This window comes from Arcticibacter sp. MXS-1 (genome assembly GCF_041902385.1).
Classification (GTDB): Bacteria; Bacteroidota; Bacteroidia; order Sphingobacteriales; family Sphingobacteriaceae; genus Arcticibacter.
Genome location: NZ_CP169244.1, coordinates 3,620,883 through 3,641,826 on the forward strand (window position 1 = coordinate 3,620,883; position 20,944 = coordinate 3,641,826).

The 20,944-nt window shown below is 46.7% G+C and carries 16 protein-coding genes and 2 pseudogenes; 11 read left to right on the forward strand and 7 right to left on the reverse strand.

From position 1 onward, the window contains the following. Positions 1-20: 20 nt before the first annotated feature. On the reverse strand, positions 21-863 hold the full coding sequence (locus ACES2C_RS15615; protein ID WP_374164009.1) for a helix-turn-helix domain-containing protein: 843 nt from the start codon (positions 861-863) through the stop codon (positions 21-23). 102 nt (positions 864-965) lie between these two features. Here ACES2C_RS15615 and map point away from each other — a divergent pair, with 102 nt between their 5' ends. From map to ACES2C_RS15630, 3 genes are all read left to right on the forward strand, one after another. After that, positions 966-1,730 carry a type I methionyl aminopeptidase gene (gene map, locus ACES2C_RS15620; protein WP_374164010.1) on the forward strand — a complete coding sequence of 255 codons (765 nt, stop codon included), beginning with the start codon at positions 966-968 and terminating at the stop codon, positions 1,728-1,730. 66 nt (positions 1,731-1,796) lie between these two features. Then, the gene (locus ACES2C_RS15625; protein ID WP_374164011.1) at positions 1,797-2,516 is read left to right on the forward strand and encodes an SMUG2 DNA glycosylase family protein; all 720 of its coding nucleotides are present in this window, start codon (positions 1,797-1,799) and stop codon (positions 2,514-2,516) included. A 181-nt stretch (positions 2,517-2,697) separates the two neighbouring features. After that, positions 2,698-3,060 (forward strand): hypothetical protein, encoded by a 363-nt coding sequence (locus ACES2C_RS15630; protein WP_374164012.1) that lies wholly within the window; start codon positions 2,698-2,700, stop codon positions 3,058-3,060. 335 nt (positions 3,061-3,395) lie between these two features. Here ACES2C_RS15630 and ACES2C_RS15635 read toward each other — a convergent pair whose 3' ends face one another. Further along, complete coding sequence (locus tag ACES2C_RS15635; protein WP_374164013.1) at positions 3,396-5,651, reverse strand: GH92 family glycosyl hydrolase; 2,256 nt, start codon at positions 5,649-5,651, stop codon at positions 3,396-3,398. A 272-nt stretch (positions 5,652-5,923) separates the two neighbouring features. After that, a complete protein-coding gene (locus ACES2C_RS15640) occupies positions 5,924-6,529 on the reverse strand; it encodes a class I SAM-dependent methyltransferase (RefSeq protein WP_374164014.1) in 606 nt (201 codons plus the stop codon). A gap of 147 nt (positions 6,530-6,676) precedes the next feature. Here ACES2C_RS15640 and ACES2C_RS15645 point away from each other — a divergent pair, with 147 nt between their 5' ends. The 5 genes from ACES2C_RS15645 to ACES2C_RS15665 all read left to right on the forward strand — a co-directional run bounded on the left by ACES2C_RS15645 (position 6,677) and on the right by ACES2C_RS15665 (position 11,871). Then, a complete protein-coding gene (locus ACES2C_RS15645; RefSeq protein WP_374164015.1) occupies positions 6,677-7,222 on the forward strand; it encodes a hypothetical protein in 546 nt (181 codons plus the stop codon). A gap of 922 nt (positions 7,223-8,144) precedes the next feature. Next, positions 8,145-8,570: a hypothetical protein gene (locus tag ACES2C_RS15650; RefSeq protein ID WP_374164016.1), complete on the forward strand. Its 426-nt coding sequence runs from the start codon at positions 8,145-8,147 to the stop codon at positions 8,568-8,570. Positions 8,571-8,616: 46 nt separating this feature from the next. Then, a complete protein-coding gene (locus tag ACES2C_RS15655) occupies positions 8,617-10,068 on the forward strand; it encodes a family 43 glycosylhydrolase (protein WP_374164017.1) in 1,452 nt (483 codons plus the stop codon). 821 nt (positions 10,069-10,889) lie between these two features. After that, on the forward strand, positions 10,890-11,432 hold the full coding sequence (locus tag ACES2C_RS15660) for a GNAT family N-acetyltransferase (protein WP_374164018.1): 543 nt from the start codon (positions 10,890-10,892) through the stop codon (positions 11,430-11,432). 97 nt (positions 11,433-11,529) lie between these two features. Beyond that, a complete protein-coding gene (locus ACES2C_RS15665) occupies positions 11,530-11,871 on the forward strand; it encodes a hypothetical protein (RefSeq protein ID WP_374164019.1) in 342 nt (113 codons plus the stop codon). Positions 11,872-11,899: 28 nt separating this feature from the next. On the opposite strand, the gene ACES2C_RS15670 is transcribed toward ACES2C_RS15665, so the two are convergent. The 3 genes from ACES2C_RS15670 to ACES2C_RS15680 form a co-directional block, all read right to left on the reverse strand. Continuing rightward, positions 11,900-12,547, reverse strand: a complete 648-nt coding sequence (locus tag ACES2C_RS15670) for an HAD family hydrolase (protein WP_374164020.1) — start codon at positions 12,545-12,547, stop codon at positions 11,900-11,902. A gap of 88 nt (positions 12,548-12,635) precedes the next feature. Continuing rightward, the gene (locus ACES2C_RS15675; protein ID WP_374164021.1) at positions 12,636-13,244 is read right to left on the reverse strand and encodes a Crp/Fnr family transcriptional regulator; all 609 of its coding nucleotides are present in this window, start codon (positions 13,242-13,244) and stop codon (positions 12,636-12,638) included. Positions 13,245-13,816: 572 nt separating this feature from the next. Continuing rightward, entirely contained in the window at positions 13,817-15,058 is a 1,242-nt protein-coding gene (locus ACES2C_RS15680; RefSeq protein WP_374164022.1) for a Gfo/Idh/MocA family protein, read from the reverse strand. 371 nt (positions 15,059-15,429) lie between these two features. Here ACES2C_RS15680 and ACES2C_RS15685 point away from each other — a divergent pair, with 371 nt between their 5' ends. Then, entirely contained in the window at positions 15,430-16,275 is an 846-nt protein-coding gene (locus ACES2C_RS15685) for an SGNH/GDSL hydrolase family protein (protein WP_374164023.1), read from the forward strand. A 46-nt stretch (positions 16,276-16,321) separates the two neighbouring features. Here ACES2C_RS15685 and ACES2C_RS15690 read toward each other — a convergent pair. Beyond that, positions 16,322-18,646, reverse strand: a pseudogene (locus tag ACES2C_RS15690) (TonB-dependent receptor domain-containing protein). A gap of 99 nt (positions 18,647-18,745) precedes the next feature. On the opposite strand from ACES2C_RS15690, the gene ACES2C_RS15695 reads away from it, so the two are divergent. Together ACES2C_RS15695 and ACES2C_RS15700 are read left to right on the forward strand one after the other, a co-directional pair. Next, complete coding sequence (locus tag ACES2C_RS15695; protein WP_374164024.1) at positions 18,746-19,255, forward strand: hypothetical protein; 510 nt, start codon at positions 18,746-18,748, stop codon at positions 19,253-19,255. A gap of 361 nt (positions 19,256-19,616) precedes the next feature. Then, positions 19,617-20,933: pseudogene (locus ACES2C_RS15700) on the forward strand (gluconate:H+ symporter). The last annotated feature ends 11 nt before the right edge of the window (positions 20,934-20,944 follow it).

The following is a 20,944-nucleotide window of genomic DNA, read 5'->3' on the forward strand; positions in this document are numbered from 1 at the left end:
CATTCATGCTTTTAACCCTTTTAGCCGATACTCGTCCCGCTATTGAGAAAATATGTTTTGGGAGGAACGCCCGAGAATTTCCGGAAATCCTTTATGAAATGGTTGGCATCACAATAGCCGTTGTCCAGGGCAACCTGCAAAAGGTCCTTTGTCTTTGTATCCTGCAGGTCCAGGTAAGCATGGAGGAAGCGGCGCATCAGAAGATAGTTTTTCGGGGAGACGCCGAGGTGTTTTTTGAAATTTCTTTCCAGCCATTTGTAACTTAAACGGGCTTTACATGCGTTAACCAGGGCCTTTACTGTCTGGATACCTTGCTTATCAATCAGCTCCAGTACGTCCGTCAATACGTCCGGATAGGAATGGATGGAAACTTTGGCGGAAAGGAAGCGGTTTATTGCCTCTATTTTTTGGTCTTCGGAGGAGGCGGAATAAAATACATTGTTAAATGCCTCAAAACCAAATCCCGCTATTTCAGAGAAGTCTAAAACCTGCCTCTGGTCAAAAAGTTTAGGTCCGGTTTCAAACAGCCTGAAAAAGGCGCCAGGATAAAATCGCATTACAAAAAGCCCATCAAATGAGGCGGGAGACTCGCAGTAAATATTTCTCAGCATACCTCCGCAAACCCATGCGTTACCAACTAATGTCAGGTCTCCGTCTGCGTTGATTCTGGTCTTCTTGTCTTTCGTTTGCATGAACGCCACTACGGGATAACCGTCATTGAAAAACAGTTCCCTGCCCGCGAAATGTGCTTCGTTAAGAAAGTAGTACCCTTCCACATACTCCTTTAAGTCATCAGAAGGTGTGAATCTGGCGACACCGTTTTCGTCGGGACTCGCTATATATTTAAAGAAGCTGATAGGCACAACGCAAATATACTACATTCAGTGATGGGAGATGGAATGTCGAAGTTATACTACCAGGGTCGCTAGTGCCGCAATTAAATTTGAAGCAAAACTTGACTATATATGGTGATCACAAATGAAGAAGAGCTTGAGGGGATGAGGCGGATAAGCGAAGCGGTAGCACTAACATTGAAGAAAATGCATGCCTATGCGAGACAGGGGATGAGTACAAAGGAACTGGACGATTATGGAGGTCAGTTGCTTAGCGGATTCGGAGCGAAGTCGGCTCCCCATCTTGTGTATCAGTTTCCGGGGCATGCATGCATCAGTATCAATAACGAGGTATGTCACGGCATACCATCCGATAAGCGAATTATTCGGGAAGGAGACCTGCTGAATATAGATGTTTCTGCAGAACTAGATGGGTATTGGTCGGATAATGGGAGTTCCATGATCGTCGGGGAAGATATTCATAATCAAAGGCGTCTGGTCGAAAGTTCGCGCGCTATCCTGAGGAAGGCCATTCGCGCAATAAGAGGGGGAGTGAAGATCAACGAAATCGGTGCTCTCATTGAAAAGGAGGCCAAGCGCGAAGGTTTTAAAGTGATCAAGAACCTGGGAGGTCATGGGGTGGGCAGAGGCTTGCACGAGCGCCCTGACGCCATTCTTAATTACCGGGATCCGCTTGATCTCAGGAGGTTCCGAAAAGGCTCGGTTGTTGCACTTGAAACTTTTATCACCACGCACTCCTCCTGGGCTGTAGAGTCGAACGATGGTTTTACGATGACAGGCGACAAAGGCGGTTTTGCTGTTCAGCATGAACATACAATAGTGGTAACGGACGGACTACCAATCATTCTGACTGAACAAAATGAGATGTGGGAGTAAAAGCAAGCGTGAAAAGCGTGTGGAGAAGTTTAATTCCATAAATTTGTCGGCCGTCCGCCAATAGGAATGAACATCGACCGAAAAGAACGCTATATGACAGGGACCTTTGCAGAAAAAGTGATTGATTTCAACCTTGGGCTACACTACCCCGGTGATCTGCCAGAGGGCTTCAGGGTACTGAATCCCTACCTCGATAATCCGGAAACGGTGGAGGTGATGAAACAGTTTTATCAGAAGTATTATAGCGATACTCGGCAGCGTCGCTTCATTATCGGGATCAATCCAAGCCGGCATGGGGCAGGAGTGACGGGAGTACCTTTTACAGACACAAAGCGACTGGAAAGTATGTGTGGCATTAAAATGATGTCGGCACGTACTCACGAGTTATCCTCCGTCTTTATGTACGATATGATAGCTGGCTACGGCGGGCCAGAGCACTTTTACAGGCACTTTTACATTAATTCCCCTTTCCCTCTCGCCATTATCAGACGGTCAGGCGACAAATGGCTTAACGCGAATTATTACGATAATCCTCGTCTTTTTGAAATGGTAAAGAGTTTTATGGTTGCCTCCATGAGACAACATATCAGTATGGGACTCGACACTTCGGAAGTTTTTGTATTGGGAAAGAAAAACGCTGAATTTATCAGCACGCTTAATAAGGAAGCCCGGCTCTTCGACCGCCTGCACGTGCTGGAGCATCCGCGTTTTATACAGCAATACAAATCCAGGGAAAGACAGCTCTATATCGATAAATATATTCTGGCTTTTGACAAGTCGTTCTGAAGGAGAAAGGGATGGGAAACGGATTCGGGCACATACTTATCCCGATCGGCGACGATGAGATGGAAGAATTAGGGAGGAGCCAGCACAGTAGGGCATATGTCTGTATCTGATTAGGGAAAATTTTGATTTAAAACAGAAGCATTAATAATGCGTATCTTTAAATCCAAAATAAACCAGTCATATGAAAACCAAACTTTCTATTGCTTTTTCTGCCCTTCTCTTGTCTGCTTTTTGCTTTTCAAGCTTTGCCGGCAGAAGCTTTATAGCATCTCACGTTTCAACTGCTGATGGCTTGGAAGATACACCATCTAAGAGCGGGCAGCTAAACGTATCTAAATACATAGTGAACGGTGATACTATAAGCGGAGATTTTCTCACATATAGCTATTCTGCCGAAGATTCTATTGTTTTAAGCCAGCCCAGGGACCGTATTTCCTTATACGGGAAGGCAAAACTGACGATTTATAATAGGAAAACGAAGGAGACTGTAAGTACTGAAGCCGAAAAGATCGTGTTCTATTTGCGTGATAAAGAACAGCGTTAGCCTAAAGTTGAATTTTGGATCCCGTGGCCTGGACAGTCGAGTAGGAACCGTCACTGCTGTCATCGACTTTCAAAGGGGATTCTATATCTAAAGCAAACTGCTGTGAATTAATAGTTTAGGAACAAAGAAGAGGCTGAATTGCTTGTGAGCCAGCCTCTTCTTTGTTCTATGGTTCGGGGTATTGCCGGTTAAGATCTTCGTCGGTAAGCCGTAAAATAAAGAAGAGGTTCTCATTGCTTCAATAACAGGACCGCCCGTTAAGGCTCTCGATTAACCTTTCTCCATCGACATTCAGTCAGAAATAACCGCAGCCACAAGGCTTTCACCTCAAAAAACTAAGGCATCTTAAACGAGGGAGGAACCGACTCTGCCCCTGCAGCCCATGCTTTGTTCGGATGCTTACCCATCGTCAGCTCCAGTAAGCCGCCTTTCATTAATTGCTCGTGGCTGAACCAGGATTTATTCCATACTTTTCCGTTCAGCATTGCACTTTGTATGTACTTATTGTCGGGAGAATAGTTTTCACACCTAACCGTAAACGTTCTGCCGTTTCCTAATTTTAGCGTAGCGTTCTTAAAAACAGGACTGCCAATCACGTACATAGGGAGTCCGGGAGTAACCGGGTAGAATCCGATCTGAGAAAATACAACAAAAGACGTGAGACCTCCGCCATCTTCGTCGCCCGGAATACCCATCAGGTCATTCCTGAACCACTGGTTGAGCAGATTACGAACCCGTTTCTGCGTGCGCCAGGGTTGCCCGGCATAATTATACAGATAGGGGATGTGCATGGCCGGTTCATTACCCATAGAAAACTGGCCAACATTACCGGTATGGTCGGCATAGATATGATAGAAGTCCGGACGGCCTTTTCCGAGCGGAGTGCTGAACATATCTTCCAGCGCTGCCACAAAAGCTTCGTTTCCGCCGGTCAGGCTGATGAGGTCTGCAATATTGTGCTGCACATCAAAGCGATAAACATAGCCCGTATTTTCATCGTAGGCATCTCTTCCTCCAATTCCCGGAGGAAAGCGATAATCAAGGTCGGGCATAAAGTTGCCCAGCGAATCTTTAGGATGGAAGAATTTGGTAGTGGGATTGAATATTTTGCGATAATTTTTACTCCGCTCTGAAAAGTAGCCCGCATCCTTTTTGTTTCCGATGGCGTCGGCTATTTTCGAAAGGCACCATTCATCGTATACTGTTCCCAGCGTAACGGCAACGGGCTGACGCCGCTCCCAGCTATGCACCTCCGGCACTGTTTCCTTTTCCCCGGGAGCCAGAGAAGGGAAGTACCCGTTATTCTTATAAAACCTGTCGAGGACACCAGCAGGCTTGGAAGACCAGGGCGCTAATGTTTTTTCAGTGATCGCCGCCTTCGATACCTGATAAGCTTCTTCTAAGTTAAATCCCTTCAGTCCTTTGCTGTACGCATCGGCCACCATCGCAACGGCGTGGTTGGAATTCATCCTGCGACTGTCGCCCGTTACTTCAGGAAAGTTTGGCATCCAGGCGCGGGGCATCTGCTGCGTCATCGTGATGTAGGAGTTGATCATATTACTCTCCATCTGCGGTTCTATGATCGTCCGGAGAGGATGCGTAGCCCTGTAGGTGTCCCATATCCAGTCGTCTGTATAAAAAGTTTTTCCTTTGTCGTCGTGTACCTTTCCGTCGTACGCACTGAAATAACGCCCGTCCTCCGAGATGGAGATCATGCGCTCATAGGTGCGATAAAGTGAAGTATAAAACACAGCTTTAGCATCTTCATCAGTGCCGCTAACGCTGATCTTCCCCAGGGTCTGATTCCATATATCACGGCCCGCTTTGGCAACAGCCTCAAGGTCATAATTCTTGATCTCCCTCCGGAGGTTCTTCTCTGCCTGCGCAGCGCTGATAAAAGAGACGCCGTACCGCAGTTTTACGTTTGGAGTATTCCCGGGGAAGCGGATGATATAATACGCGTTTTGTCCTTTTGCGGAATTCTCGTCCGCGGCAATCTTCACGCCCTTATGAGTTCCTATCGTCTGGGGATGCACGTCAGTTTCCATGTAGATATACACTTTCGTGTTGTTATCAAGCTGCTGATACCCGCTGATACTGCCTGCCGTTTTCGTCAACTCTCCATTGCGGGTGTTCACAATCAGGTAAGCTGGCTTCTTTGGGTCCGAAAAGACAAACTCATAGATGCCAGACTGATGCGACGGGGCATATTTTGCTGAGATGTTTAGCTCGTCCAGATCCACGCTGTAGAAATATGGTTTAATCACTTCGTTGTCATAACTTAAAGGGATGACACTTTTAATGCTTTCAACATCCCCCTGATAGGGACTTAGATTGAAGGCAGAGCTTCCGCGATGACTGGTTACTATCAGTGGCAGACCGTTTAACAGATTGCCGGTATAGTTTTCCCTCTCGGGATACACCCTCAGCATGCTGTTAGGCAAATGCACCGTGGGATAGGTGGGGACCAGCATATGGCTGATATTTCCAATATACGGGTTAACATAGTCTACCGGCTCTTTATTCGTTTGAGCAAACAAGGTAGACAGTGTGAGGGATAACAGGGCGGCTAAAACGTTTTTCCTTCTCATTTAACAAAATTAAAATAATATTTGAAATGAGGAGAATTGTGCGGACTGAAACCAATGCCATTTCATAAACAATAAACCACGCTTCTGTGAATACTGTCAAGCGTGACTATCATTCTCGCTACCTGCATTTGAACCCTGAGATTCTGTATCTTTTGCTTCGAATATTTTTTGCCCGCAAAGCGACGAACGAGCGAAGCAACAGCCCGTCTGTAACAAAGGGGAAGCTAAGGGCTCAGAACGAGGCCAGAAGCGAGCATACATAACAGCTGCCTTTAACTCCTTTGCGCCATCCAAATCGTTGCATTTCCGCAATCCGGATCGTTCTCAATGTGCTTCAGAATTTTAAAGCCATGCCGGGCCAATAAGGATTCATACTCGCTGGTATCAAGAGAGGCGTGAAATACGTTTTCACCACCCATCGTGCCCCATGCCTCTCCTCGTTCTGTTCCCGATGTGAAAAGCAAAATGCCATGGGGGGTTATATGCTTCTCAAAAATTTTAAACATGGCGGGCTGATCTTCTGCCGGCAGATGAAAAAAACTATGCCACGCAATGATCGCATCATACGTCTTCTTTAAATTCAGGAATCTCATATCCGCTAAAATCAGTTCAGCGGCAGGAAAGTTTGCTTTTGCGATTTCGAGTACCTTACTACTCGCATCTACGCCGGTGACATCAAGGTTTTTGCTGAGCAGATATTCAAGAATAGGCTTTCCTGTTCCGCAGCCGAGATCGAGCACCTTTCCCCCAGGGGGCAGAGATTTAAGCAGTTGGTCCAGATGGTCTTTTTCCATCAGTCCGGTATACCTGTGTTCTGCAAACCACTGTGCAATCTTATTGTACACCAGGTAGACGTTTTTGCTTTCCTCCTTGTTCATCTACGAATAAACAAAAGATTCGTAGCATAGTTATGGTGATAATCGTCTCGCGTGGTTATATTCTGGTGATTAGCTACCCGACTTAGGTAAATTGCATCGAGTCGAACAATAGTAACGACGATTGGTTTTAGAGAACAAATCAGAGATATGCAGTCGGACGATCAATTAGAAGTATTCAGACGCGAATTTTTAGGGGCAAATACCTGGGCGCAGAGGAAAGAGGGTGTCCCCCTTGACCTCCTCCACAAACTTTCTAAAGAAGAGTTAAAGATCGCGGAAGCCGAGTTGATAAACTCTATCAGCGCCGGCGACAGCTGGCCTATCCTTGGTGTAGCACATCTGAAGTCAACTGCTGCACTGCCGAAGCTCTATGACTTGCTGGACAAAAGCAGTAAGGCGATCAGGGTAACAGCCGCGTTTGCCATCTTTCAAATTTGCAGGGACGGCAGAATGATTGATGCGGTTCTGAATGAGCTCCCTCGTATTACCAATCAATACGAACTTATCTCCATTCTTCATTTACTGCCGGCATTTAAAGACCAGAGAGTAACCACCATATTGAAGGACTATATGGAGCGTGACGAATACCTCGTTGCTTATAATGCAGCAATGGCACTCGGCCTGTCTACTGATGGAGTGGTCAGGAAATTCAGCAAAAAGGAAAAGGGAATTTGGAGAAAAATATTCAGTTAGGCAGCTCTCTTCAAACAGCTTTTCTAATTGCCGGCTTGTGCAGGTGCGCCCGCACAACACGCCTCTATCGAATCATCTAGCCTATATCCGTCAGACATCGGTTTAATCTATTTTTCCCTTTCCAAGAGTGAAAGCCTTATGGCAAGGAACCGGCAAATGAGGGCCGGTCAGGAGCTCCCTGAGACAAGCGGCTACCTCTTCAAAGACATTGACTCCACAAAGCAAATCCTGAAGCAAGACAGCACCGTATTGCAACCGATTCAGAACCGACACGAGTCGTTGCTGACTCGGTGCTGACTCGGTCCTGACTCGGTCCTGAGTCGGTTCTGACTATAACGGGGCTGCCACCCATCCCCCGCCAGTCTCAGGTTTGGTACAGCTTGCAGGTGCAGTTCTCAGGCCCGGATATAGTGAACTGTTCGCAGGAGGAGAGCGGTTGTCTCAGGTAATCTTAGGGGTCGTCCCCTTGTTGCAAGAATCATGACAAATGTCCTATCGATTTCGACATAACTGCTATCCTTCTTCGTGCTAATCTGCTAACGTTGCAGGTAATGAGGCTGAGCTGATACAAGAATATCATGAGCCCGCCATTATAAACACTTTACAAATCAGCTATGAGCATGAAAGGCCGGTTACTGTTGATCACAACAGGCATCCTTATTTCAGGAGGAACAGGATTACAAGGATATTCCGCTATAAAAGAGAGCAAGGCGGAGGGGGTGTCCAGGCTGACACTGCCCGCGGTCTTCAGGGATATTTTACTGTTCCCGCTGCGTCCGGAAAAGCACCCGACTCCAATGGTTTCATTCAGCGTTGGTTACTTCTGGAACCGATTAGTAAACCCAATCGCAGCAATACTGTTTTTACCGACAGCTACATAAGAACCGCGTTTGCGGAAGAGAATCGCCCGGGGCGGTTAACTGTGTTTCCGAAGGAGGATGAAAAGGTTCATTTTGGCACACAGGTGTTAAAGTGGCACTCCCTGGACAGCAAAATGTTCAATATTAAACTTTACCGCTTTGCCTCCGGACTGGGAAAGGAAACATACGGAGTAGTGTTTTGGGCAGCGACGATTGTGAATAGTCGCCGGGAAATGAAAAATGTGAGGCTGGCTGTCGGCTCAAATTCAGCTTCCATGTGGTGGCTTAATGGAAGAGAGGCTTTGATCCTTTCAGGAGACAGACGTATGGTTATGGACGATTGCGTTTCAAAACGTTTGACCCTCAATAAGGGCAAGAATATAATCAAAGGCGCAGTGATCAATGGCCCGGGGATGAGTGATTTTTGTCTGCGTTTTCTGGATGAAAAAGGACAGCCAATAAAAGATCTTATGGTCAGTTCTAAGTGAAGCGGATGATCCCCTTACTGACCGATTATATAAACCTTAAGTTTCGATGAAAAAATTAGTTAAAGTATTCGGCGCAATCTGCCTTTTATCATGGTGCTTAGGCGGGTCTGCGCGAGCACAGATTGGTAAGCCATTTATACATGATCCCTCAACGATTACGGAGTGCGAAGGCCGGTATTATACATTCGGTACCGGCTCTGGAGGGTTAATATCCGAAGATGGCTGGACCTGGAACAAGGGGGCCATCAGACCGGGCGGAGGGGCTGCGCCTGATGTGTTAAAGATCGGAGAGCGTTACCTCATGGCCTATGGTGCAACCGGAGGCGGCCTTGGGGGAGGACATAATGGAAGAATACTCACTATGTGGAATAAGACGTTGGACCCTAATTCTCCCGACTTTAAGTATTCAGAACCCGTGGTAGTCGCTTCGTCAGACGGGGTGGAAGATTGCGACGCAATAGACCCGGGACTCCTTCTTGATCCGACGGACGGCCGCTTGTGGTTATCGTATGGGACCTATTTCGGATTCATCCGGCTTGTCGAACTGGATCCCAGGACTGGAAAAAGGGTCGAAGGCAACGAAGCAATCAATATCGCTATTGATTGTGAAGCGACTGCTCTGATGTATAAAGATGGCTGGTATTATCTTCTCGGTACGCACGGGACATGCTGTGACGGCCCTAACTCCACATACAACATTGTTGTTGGGCGGGCCCGAAAAATAACCGGTCCATATCTGGATAACGTGGGAAGAGAAATGTTAAAAGGCGGTGGCAAGATGGTTCTCGCAGCTGGCGGAAGAGTGAATGGGGCGGGACATTTTGGCCGCATTGTGCTGGAAGATGGAGTCGAGAAAATGTCCTGTCACTATGAGGCTGACCTTGATCAGGGTGGGCGGAGTGTGCTGGGTATCCGGCCGCTGCTCTGGAGAAATGGCTGGCCTGTTGCCGGCGATAATTTCAGGGAGGGGACATACGAAATAGAATCGGAGAGGAGAGGTTACGCTCTCGAATTAGCTGTCGATTTCACAAGGATGCCCGGTGGGATGAGACCATTTCATCATAACGATGATGAACCCGTCAAGCCGGTTCCATCGCAAAAACTGGAAGACGTTATTAAGGGCTGGCCAGCCGGAAATATAGAGGTGAGAATCGGCGATTACATGTTTCGTCCGCACCAAAAATGGAGCATTACTGCTGTTCCTGAAGCTGGCGGTTGCCTGGGTGGTCCCTACTATAAGATAACAATAGCAGGTACTGAGAGGGCGTTAGCCGCAACAGCGGAGGCCGAAGTTATCACAGTTCCAACGTATACCGGTACACCTGAACAACTCTGGCGAATTGACCAATTAATTGACGGTACATACAGGATCATGCCGAAAACAAGCCGGAACTCCGGGCCGCAATTAGCCTTAGTGTCGTCCGGCGACAGCACCCCAACACTTGCAGAGTTTGATATGAAAAGCGACAACTGCAAATGGAACTTTAAGGATCATTAAAGTACAGAGGTTCAAGGCCCACTAGTTACAGAGGTTGGGTGCGATTTCGATGAGAAGTGCGGTTTTTCTGCCGTCTCTCCTGGCACCTCAATGAGGGGCAGTTTTATTAAAAAAACACATTCGGTGCAGAAATGCAAGCCGAAGGCACTAAGTAAGGTCTGAGCTTATTGTTCCTGCACAATTGGATCAAGCGCTTGATAAGATCAGTGCTGTGATACACCAGCCCTATTTTAAATTTAAAATAGGAAGAAAATTCAGGCTGGATGAGTTTGAACAAGCGCTTTCGTTTAATTCTGTTGATGGATCAAGAGCGACTTTGATCACAACACCTTGATTGAGCGATTGAATGCTGTGAATACGTTAAACGCTGGTACCAGGTCGGTTGATCACAACACGCTTGATTAGGCAATCAATACAACGAATAGTGAAATCGCCGACAGAAGAAGTAGCGCCTGTCAAATTCCTGCCTGCAGGGTTCAAAGGAGTAGCTCCGGCCTGGATAAATATCGTGCCAAAGGGAGCCTCTCCGGTCCGACCTTCACGAGGCCGTAACGGGAGTACAAGGTCCGAAGCTAGACTGCTTGTTAATAGATGGAGGCCTGGCCGTCTTGGCTCTCGCCTGGCTTAATACGAAGATGATCGCTAAATACTCATTATTGCGGGATTTAGGAATAGTGTCAAGAAACATCCTTGACGTTCTCTCGTCGTCTGATTTTCTTAATTTTGCAGGCAAGGATACAAGATGGAAGAGACCGCAGGAACGTCAGATAAGGTGGCGAAGACGAACAGACTGATATCCTGATGAAAAAGATCTTAATGCCATGAATATCGACCTGCAGCCTACATTAGAAAATGAAACCGTCACCCTTTATCCCTTGCAGCGGACCGACTTTAATCTGCTATATGAGGTAGCGGCCGACCCTGAAATATGGCGTCAGCACCCCAACAAGGACCGGTGGAGAAAGGAGGTCTTCCAGAACTTTTTCGAGGGGGCAATGAAGAGCGGTGGCGCCTTCCGTATCGTGGATAAAGCTAGCGGACTAACCATTGGGAGTACCCGCTTTTATGACTACAATCCCGGCGAGAGCAGTATTTTAATCGGCTACACATTTTATTCAACAGCTTGCTGGGGCAAAGGCATTAACCCCGCAGTTAAAGCGCTTATGCTCGACTATGCCTTCCGGTTCGTGAACAAAGTCAGCTTTCACATCGGGTCAGAAAACATCCGGTCGCAAATAGCGATCAGTCGTCTGGGAGCTATGAAGACGGCGGAGCAGGAAGTAACGTATTTCGGCGAGGCTCCCAAGCTTAACTACGTATATGAGATTGACAAAGGATCATGGCAATTGCGGAGGCAGAAATAGCAGGAGCGAGGTATGGGACGAAATGAGTTATTATGGACGATAGTCAATAAATAGCAAGAACGGGATTTTTCATTACCACCATGAGATCGGAAATCACATGAAGTGCTTCGAGTTTATGGCAACTGTGACGGTAATCGCTCTGGGCTTGGCGGTCTATATGAAGATGGAGGCTGGTGTTGACGTCTCAGGTTACTTTTATTTGTGGGTGCTTGTCTCTTTACTACCGATTGTCTTAAACAGGAGTCCCTCCTGGAGTAGGCCGGATCGTGTTCAGATGCTTCCTTTTGAGCAGTTTCGTTATGCTAAGATATTTACACAAAGCAGTTCTATCACGATCACCAGTCTCCTTGTGCGTGATCTGGAAAAGGCAATTGACGAAATTGGCTGCCCTAAGCTGGTATATCAAACTCGCCTGTTTCCAAGTATTGCTATGGAGTAACGGCAAGACCGGTGCGGATTACCAGCTGTCAGGTCTTCTTCGTTATCCAGATTGCAAAGTCGTGGACAGTGTAAAACAGCTGATCAGGTGCAAGCGCTGACAGTTCCTCCGGGTCCGCTGTTTCAGCCCATGCAGCAGCCGCTATTTGGAGGCCCACTTTCCTGCAGGCAATAATGTCACTTGGCGCATCTCCCACATAAATTACTTCTTCTCGTTGTACATCATGCAGGCTGTTTAGGATATTCTGGAGGCCTTCCGCCTTTCTGGCTCCCTTTGAAGACCCGGTTTCTATCACTTCAAAGAAGCCGGAAAGGTCCAGATGCTTCAATGACAGAGCGGTACTGTGTACTCCTTTTCCGGTGACCATGGAGATGCGCACTCCCTTGCTCTTCAATTCCCCGAGTAATTCTTTCATGCCAGCAAAGGGGAGGGGGCACATTTCATGCAAGGCTTCGTAGTGCTGCAGGTAGGAGCTAATGCCGTCATCATAATGTTGCGGAGCCAGGGCCATGATTGTTCCCTCTTCTGAAGGTCCGAAGGTGGCAATAATCTCAGCGTCAGAAAGTGAACGTCCGATAAGGGGCTCAACCGACTTTCTGAACGCTTTTATACATAGCGGCAAGGTGTTAGCCAGTGTTCCGTCCAGATCAAAAATTATGGCTTTTATTTTTGTCATTGATGTTCTTATAAGGGTTTCCGTGAATCACCCTGCATGGGTATGCAACAAAGATAGAGAGCTCTCTGCTGATAATTTTTCATCTATCTTAAAATCGCACGTCCGCCCGCAGAGTGCTGAGGTGCTGCTGGGTCATGCCCAGGTAGGAGGCAATGTAGCCGAGGTTAACCCGCCTGATCAAATCAGGATTTTCGGTGACGAACTTTTCGTATCTCTCCCTGGCGGGATGCGAAAGCCGTTCCAGTCGCAAAGTTTGCATCTTTAAAAGCACCTCCTGGTGAATAACACGCGACCAGTTCGCTATTTCGATGTTCGTTTCATACAAGCGGTTGAGCTGATCAATTGGCATGAGGTATAGCAGCGAATCCTCTAAAAGCTGCACGTATTCGCGGGCAGCCCGCCGATGATATAAGGAGCTCGACGAAAATGTAACATCGCCTTCTTTGCTGAACCAGTTGGTTATTTCTTCGCCCTCCAAATGGAAGAACGTACGCGTACAGCCTCGTTCAATGAAGTATACATGATTACTTTTTAATCCGGGCTGCGTTAACAAATGGCTTTTGGGATAGCTGGCTTCCGTGAAGTGCTGGGCAAGTTCGGCAAGAGAGGAGTTGGACACCGGATAGTAACGGCGTATACTGGTAATGATGTTTTGTAACTTTGCTAATTCCACCAATGCCTGAACTATATTTTGCAATATTAAACGAAATTCTGGTGTATTAAAAAGATCCGTTTTTGTAAGCGAAGTTCTACAAGCACTGAATCTTTGAGGCGGCTGTCGTCATCTGGTTGATGTACGGGTTGATTCTGAACCTTCTGAATGATTCCAGGTGGCTGCACGGCCACATAAGGGATACCGAATTGCGCAATCACTGATTGCGCAATCCGGGCATTCTATATCGTTCAGTGCCTGAGCCGGAGTCTGACCCTGAGCCTCCCTCATACCTAAGCGGGATTACTAATGTCCTTACTCAATTTTCACATTGGGGTAAAATAGGGGCAGCCTTTTAAGAGAATTGTCGCAGGGGTAAACTTGTAAATGTCCTGCCCTAGGCGACGTTGATGAATAGCCCGCCACTTGCGGGGAAGAGTGCCGCAGGTGTTGATTAGATGTGGTCTTTAGGCACTTCTTCCAGCCGCCCGCCTGAAGGGCATATTTATACCATCCTTGTCCTTTTTTGCATCTTGAGCTGCCCGCGATAATGCCGGTCAGCAGGATTAAAAGTATCTTTTTGTTCGGGCAGACGTTGATGGCAGCATATCCTCTGATCAGCTTTCCTTCGGCTCAGGTCCGCGGGTAGCATCGAGCCTTGTCGCTTTCTCCAGCTTCACCGGCCTGCCTGCCCGGGCCGACTCATAGATAGCTTCTATGATGAGGTGATCCTGAAGACCTTCTTCTCCTGGCGTATAGGGCTGCTTGTTCTGCATGATACAGTCAGAAAAATGGTCAATCTCTAAGGCAAACTGATTCTCTTCAGTAAGAGAAGGACTTTGTTTTACTTCCATTTTGTCCTGCGCCTGCGAGACTTCCATCTGCAGCCGCTCATAAGCAAATGCCGGGTCAAGGCCAAACCAGCCTCCCTGGTCGGCATAGCAGCGGTACCTTCTTGCCTGATGTACGCCATAACTCGTTGTGCAGTTTGCCTGCACACCACTCGGAAATTTCATCTGCCATAGAACGGCCTCTTCAACTTCCTTAAACCGCGGGTCCCCCGGACTACTGTAAACACTTCCCTGAACTTCAACCGGTTCTTCGCCTAGGAGGAAACGAATGGTGTTCAGGCAGTAAATGCCGATATCCGGCAATGCGCCCCCGCCTGCCAGTTTTTTGTTTAAGCGCCATTGTGCAGGATCTCCAATGTTCTGGGTGTTTACCGCTTCAATAATTTTTACAGTACCATATTTTTTCTCTCTGGTCCATTTTTTGGCCAGACGGTTATGGGGTTCATATTGAATGCGATAGGCTATCATGAGTTTCTTGCCGGCTGCCTTGCATGCATCGATCATCTCCCGGGCTTCTTTCGATGAGTTTGCCATCGGTTTTTCGCAGAGCACATGCTTCCCTGCTTTAGCTGCCCTGATGGTAAATTCAGCATGCATGGAGTTTGGCAGGACGATGTACACCGCATCAATTTCAGGATTGTTGCGAATGTTGTCGTAATTCTGATAATTGTATATGTTCTTCGGATCAATACCGTACTGACCGGCCACCTTAGCCGCTTTAGCGGCATCGCCGCTTACCAGGGCAGTCACTTTTGAATACTTGCAGGATGCAAATGCGGGAAGCAGCTCTTCCAGAGTAAGATGACCCAGGCCGACCAGCGCGTAGCGTATTCTCTTTGCCGGGCTTAAGGGAGTAGGCAAGGGGCCGGACTTTTTCTCCGTTGGAGCATCCAATGGAGATAGTTCTATGGGCTTCAGTTCGTTAGGATCAACCGGCATTTTAGTCTGGACTTGCTGGCCGCTTGCAGAAAGGGTACTTAGTTCTGCTAGAATGGTAGCAGCAATCAATCCTTTACCAGTATTTGCAATAAATTGCCGGCGATTGCAGGGAGAGGCTTCAGTGTTTGTCCCTTCGCGATTTTCAAGACTGTTTTCATAGATAGTTAAATTGAGGTTGAGGCCGGTAGTATTGTTATTTCCTTATAAATACATTCTGTAAGAGCTATTGTTGAACATATTTAAATTAAACTTCAGTCCGGAAATTCCCGCGCCCAGAGTCTTAAAATAATCTCCCTCAATTATTTATTCACCAGAATGGGGTCAAAGTAGTCAGCGTCAACAGCCACGTAAAATAGTCTCCCTCATTTGTTTATTCCCGCATTACTGTATATTCGTCGCGGTATCCCTCTAGCGGATCAACTCCAAACACAACGAATAAAATGAAAAGACCTTTATTCTTATATGCTCTGGTACTTATTGCCTGTTTGCCATTGTCGCTGGTGCGCGGACAAGGTGTTTCTAATGTCAGAATAGACAAGGACGAAAGAACTTTAAACAGTCAGTGGAAGGGCAAGCGCATCGCATTTCTTGGTGACTCCATGACTGAAAAGAAGAAGGGCGATTCTTCCCTGGTATACTGGGAGTACCTTTCAGATTTGCTTGGATTGCAGCCCTACGTATATGGCATAAGCGGCAACCAATGGGATGGTATTTATAAACAGGCCCTTACGCTCTATAATGAACATCCTGATGATGTTGACGCTGTGTTTATTTTTGCCGGAACGAATGATTATAATCACGGTCTTCCATTGGGCACGTTTTATGAAGAGAGTACCAAAACCACCAATCATAACGGCATAGAAGTGATCCGGAAGTACAGGCAGCCCCTTAATGAACCCTCTACGTTCTGCGGTCGCATCAACATGGTCTTGTCTTTCCTGAAAGAGAAATTTCCGAAACAACAGATTATCATCATGACCCCCATCCACCGGGGTTACGCTAAATTTAACGACAGGAACGTGCAGCCTGAAGAAAGTTTTGCCAATGCACAGGGATTATATATCAACGACTATGTGCAGGTGCTCAAACAGGCATCTCAAAACTGGTCGGTTCCGCTCATTGATCTGTTTTCCATCTCCGGCCTTTATCCTCTGACCTCATCACATGCTGGGTACTTTCGCAAGAAAGACACAGATCGCTTACACCTTAATGGAGTGGGAAATTATCGGCTGGCTAAGACCATTCAATACCAGCTGCTGGCATTGCCATCTACGTTCAAGGAGTAAGGTTGGCCCGATGTTGCAGGTGCGTCTGAAATTCCCGCCGCCTCTTTTACTCTGCCCGGTTAAAATCTTCCTCATCAAGTTCGCGCCTGCTGGTATTCCTCTTATTCCCGAATGAGTAATTCAGCGATAGTTTCACCCTACGGGTGTTCTGATATTCAAAGTAATATTGAGAAATACCGTTGATCTCACTGGTGAAAGCCGAAACATCCTTCTTCAGGATGTCGTTAGCCATCAAAGCCAGTCGCAACTGGTTATTAAGCAAGGCCGTACTGAAGCCCATATCAAGGCTCGAAAAGGCCTTCATGTGATCAACTCCCTCTACTCCCGGAAAGTAATATTTGAAGTTCAGCATGCCAGTCAGGCTCTTCTTCTTGTTAAAGAAAAACGTATTGGTGGACGACAGGTTCCCATTCAAGCCTTCTGCAACTCTTCGAGTCGCAGGATTGCTCGACAGGATCTTACTGTAATACACCTGAGCATCATTTGTAGAGGACAACCAGGATAGCTGGTCAAATGATACACTTTCGGTAAGCCCTGTTTCATACGTTGTCAGGAAGTTGGTCCAGATGTCCCGCTGCAAGAAGGACGATCCCTCAACTTCTGTTATCGCATCAAAGCCGTTAGTTGAGTAATTGAAATAAACCGATGAGGACAAGAAGTCTTAGTACAAATGAGCCAATTCAAAATTGTTGCTGTAGGACGGTTCTAATCGCGGATTCCCTTCTGTATAGGAGAATACGGAATTATAAATACGGAAAGGGTCGAGGGCCGCATAACTCGGTCGCCTGATCCTGCGGCCGTAGCTGAAGGAAATGCTGTGATCGTCATTCGGCTTGAAGTTCAAATTGAAAGTGGGGAATAATTTCGTGTATTTGCCCTTGTCCTTTTGATCCAGGGTTAATGAATTACCCGTGGTTTGAGTGTTTTCGGCCAGAAGTCCCGTCAGAACAGAAAGCTTGCCAATATCTTTTGACAGGGACACGTACAGGGCCGCTGTATTCTCATCATACAAAAAGCTGCTGTTCCTGATAGCGAGCCCGCCGAAATTATGATAGTTCGAATAGTTGTTGTTGTCGATCAGGGTGATCTTCATTCCAAGTTCCAGGTTAGCCACCCTAGTAGGGTATACCATATCGGCTCCCGCTGTAAATACGGACGTTTTACGGTTGTTCCCGGATGACAAAGGCGCGTAAGAAGATAGCAGTTGCCTGTTCTCATCGTAACTGTGAGTTTGAAAGGTTGAATGATTATCATTCCTGTTTTGAAGCCAGCTCACGTTCAGTGAAATCTTCTTTCCGGAAGTATCAAGCTTCGATTCGTAATACAGATTATAGATTCCGCTATAACGTTTCCCATCCACTGCGTTATCGGTGATTAGCAGGCTGTCTGTGGTCTTACTCCTGAAGGAGCTCTGATCTGTTAGATCTCCGGTCATAAAAGATGCCCTCTGATCAACAGTAAGTCCTAGTTTCGCTCTTGCCGATACGGTCGCTTCAATATTTATCTGCACTCCCTCAGCATTTGAGGGCCGACGTTCCCGATCGTAACCTAATAGATCTGTTTCAGGGTAGTAGATGTTTTGTCGTGAATACGTTCTGTCGACATCGTTCCGGAACGAAGGGCTTACGTTCAGCCGTACTTTATCAGAGTTAAAGTTGACACTGGCCGACAAATTTTCCGTGTGGGAGGACGCCTTTACAAAGCTGCCGCTAAGCACCCCGCTGGTTCCTTTGCTTTTAGTCTTCTTCAGTACCACATGTATAAGGCCTGTATTTCCTTCCGCATCAAAACGCGCAGGCGGGCTTGTAATCAGCTCGATCCGCTCGATCATAGAGGCGGGAAGAGAATGCAGATAAAGAATAAGGTCCTTCTCAGACAGCTGTAGTAATTTGTTGTCGACAAGGAGGCCGACACTCCCTTTACCAGCCACTTGAATGGCCTCGTTTCGCACCTTTACCCCAGGCATCAGGTTAATTGCCTCTATCGCATCAGCCCCTGTCAGTGCTTTATTTCCAGAAACGTTTAAAATGGTACGATCGATCTTCCGTTCCAGCAATTTTGTCTTTGCTCTCACGTTGACTTCCTTCAGCAGTTGAGTCTGTTTCTCCAGCCGGACCGAAATAATTGTGTCGCGATGAATGGCGACTTGTTTCCATACGCTTCTGTAATTCAGATGACTAAAACTCAGCGTATAGTTCCCCTTTTTCAGCGGGAAAAAAGCAAATGAACCCAGGCTATCCGTCGTTGCCTGCAAAACATTCCCCGACTCTGCGGTCAGCAAAACGTTTACTCCTTCTGCTGGTTTCATTCCCGCAACGCCAACATAGCCCCTTAGTTTAAGCTGTGTATAACTGAAGCAGCTCAGAGTCATCAGACTCACTATTGCAAGTAAACGGATTATTTTATGCGTCAATTTCACATCCACACAAATATTCTTCCTTATGATCAAAAAAAACACTTGCTACACAACATGGCCAGACACATTCTTTGGGGATTGCTTCTCCTATGTATTGCCGCTAACGGCAATGCTCAGACGTTCACTAAAACACAGACAGGCATCAAAACATTCATGCAGGGGATGGAAGTGGAGCTCTCCTTCTATTCGCCGCGTATCGTACGGATCGTGAGGTATCCGGAAGGTGAAGCGCTTAAAAAACAAAGTTTATCGGTGATCAGGGAACCCGAAAGCATATCTGTTAACACGGTTCGTTCGGCCGATATCGTTACGATGAAAAGTGCATCCCTTCAGGTGGAGTTGAATCTGGTCACGGGGAAAGTGGCCTTCAAAAAGCCTTCCGGCGAACTTCTTTTAACCGAGAAAGACCATGGGACACAGTTCACCCGTGTCAAAGATGTAAATAGAGAAACCTATAATGTGCGTCAGGCATTTTTGCTCGATACCGGCGAAGCAATATATGGCTTAGGACAGCTGCAGAACGGAAAGATGAGTCAGAGGGGCCAGAAGGTCTATTTAAGATAATTTAATTAATGATTAAAATATTAAATATTTAAAGCCGTATAAAGTTGTTGCGTTTAATCTGTTCTGCATTACTCGCCGCAGTTATTCCCCTGACAGTTAATGCGTATAAGCGCAAGGCGTGAACGAACTCGTGGTTGAAATAGCTCCCAAAGCAGGTTATATAATTCTAAGCTCATCAGGACAGTTGAACTGTCGAAAAACGGATTCCCAGCGTCTGGCTTAATTCATCATCAAGCCGTCCTGACAAACTATATACGGCATCTTGAATATTTAATTCATTGCAAATTAAGTTGTAACAAGTGATTCTCTTTAGTAGCTTTATTAATCAAGTTGAAATCTGCCATTAATAAAGACGCTCTGAATGACTATCCTCATCGTTTTAGGTTGTATCATACTCCTGGTTGTTTTCATTAGCCTTCTCCGGATAAATCCGTTCCTGGCTTTTCTGATCGTCTCCTTTGTGGGCGGCTTATTATTGAGAATCCCCCCAGGAAGAGTGATGACGGCAATAGAAAAGGGAATAGGTGATACGCTCGGCTCGCTTGTCATTATCATTATTCTGGGAGCGATGCTGGGGAAATTGGTCGCCGAAACCGGAGCAGCACAAAGGATCGCTTCTGCATTAATGAAAGTGTTCGGATTGAGGTACATTCAGTGGGCAATGATGGTCACATGATTTATAATCGGGATCCCCTTATTCTATGGGGTGGGATTTGTTTTGATGGTGCCTCTCATCTTTTCAATTGTCTATCAGTACAAGCTGCCGGCCGTTTATGTAGGTCTGCCTATGCTGGCTGCATTGTCGGTAACGCACGGTTTCCTTCCCCCGCACCCTTCACCCTCTGCCTTGGTTGTACAGTTTCATGCCAATATGGGATTAACGCTCCTTTATGGTATCGGTGTCGCTGTTCCGACTATCATTCTTGCAGGTCCTCTATTCTCGATGTTGCTAAAAAATATAAAGTCCGAACCATCTTCGCTGTTTGTCCCGGCTTCAATACCCGACGCAGAGCTCCCGAGTACGCGGAATAGTTTTATAACCGCTCTTTTACCGGTAGCCCTGCTTGCCGCCGGAACATTATTTCCCCTTATTCTTTCTAATGGAGGAAAGTATTCTGAAGTATTTAAGCTGATTTCAAACCCCTCTATTGTGATGATCATTACTTTGGTCATCGCAACTTTTACCCTGGGCTTGAGAAGGGGACGTTCTATTGATGCCGTAATGAAGACCTACGCAGAATCGGTAAAGGACGTGGGAATGATTATATTGATCATTGCAGGGTCGGGAGCCCTTAAGCAAGTATTAACGGAAAGCGGGGCCAGCGACCAGATCGGTATCATGCTTCAGAGTACCGACTTGCCTCCGCTTGTGCTTGGATGGTTCATAGCAGCGGTAATACGAGCTTCGGTGGGGTCGGCAACTGTAGCAGGTCTTACAACAGCTGGTCTAATTGCGCCATCAATGGCAGCATCTCATTGTAATCCCAATTTGATGGTCCTGGCAATTGGCGCCGGTAGCTTAATGTTCTCTCATGTTAATGATTCGGGCTTCTGGATGTTCAAAGAATATTTTAACCTGAGTGTAAAGGATACAATTCGCTCGTGGTCGGTAATGGAATCTATCGTTTCAGTAGCAGGGCTGTCAGGAGTTTTAATCTTAGCATTGTTCATAAAGTAGCTTTGCAAATT

Bases quoted from the DNA above. Each gene is read 5' to 3' on its own strand.
- ACES2C_RS15645 (WP_374164015.1), top strand. From the start codon at position 6,677: ATGCAGTCGGACGATCAATTAGAAGTATTCAGACGCGAATTTTTAGGG.
- ACES2C_RS15695 (WP_374164024.1), top strand. From the start codon at position 18,746: ATGGCCAGACACATTCTTTGGGGATTGCTTCTCCTATGTATTGCCGCT.
- map (WP_374164010.1), top strand. From the start codon at position 966: ATGGTGATCACAAATGAAGAAGAGCTTGAGGGGATGAGGCGGATAAGC.
- ACES2C_RS15670 (WP_374164020.1), bottom strand. From the start codon at position 12,547: ATGACAAAAATAAAAGCCATAATTTTTGATCTGGACGGAACACTGGCT.
- ACES2C_RS15640 (WP_374164014.1), bottom strand. From the start codon at position 6,529: ATGAACAAGGAGGAAAGCAAAAACGTCTACCTGGTGTACAATAAGATT.
- ACES2C_RS15625 (WP_374164011.1), top strand. From the start codon at position 1,797: ATGAACATCGACCGAAAAGAACGCTATATGACAGGGACCTTTGCAGAA.
- ACES2C_RS15630 (WP_374164012.1), top strand. From the start codon at position 2,698: ATGAAAACCAAACTTTCTATTGCTTTTTCTGCCCTTCTCTTGTCTGCT.
- ACES2C_RS15665 (WP_374164019.1), top strand. From the start codon at position 11,530: ATGAAGTGCTTCGAGTTTATGGCAACTGTGACGGTAATCGCTCTGGGC.
- ACES2C_RS15685 (WP_374164023.1), top strand. From the start codon at position 15,430: ATGAAAAGACCTTTATTCTTATATGCTCTGGTACTTATTGCCTGTTTG.
- ACES2C_RS15635 (WP_374164013.1), bottom strand. From the start codon at position 5,651: ATGAGAAGGAAAAACGTTTTAGCCGCCCTGTTATCCCTCACACTGTCT.
- ACES2C_RS15655 (WP_374164017.1), top strand. From the start codon at position 8,617: ATGAAAAAATTAGTTAAAGTATTCGGCGCAATCTGCCTTTTATCATGG.
- ACES2C_RS15660 (WP_374164018.1), top strand. From the start codon at position 10,890: ATGAATATCGACCTGCAGCCTACATTAGAAAATGAAACCGTCACCCTT.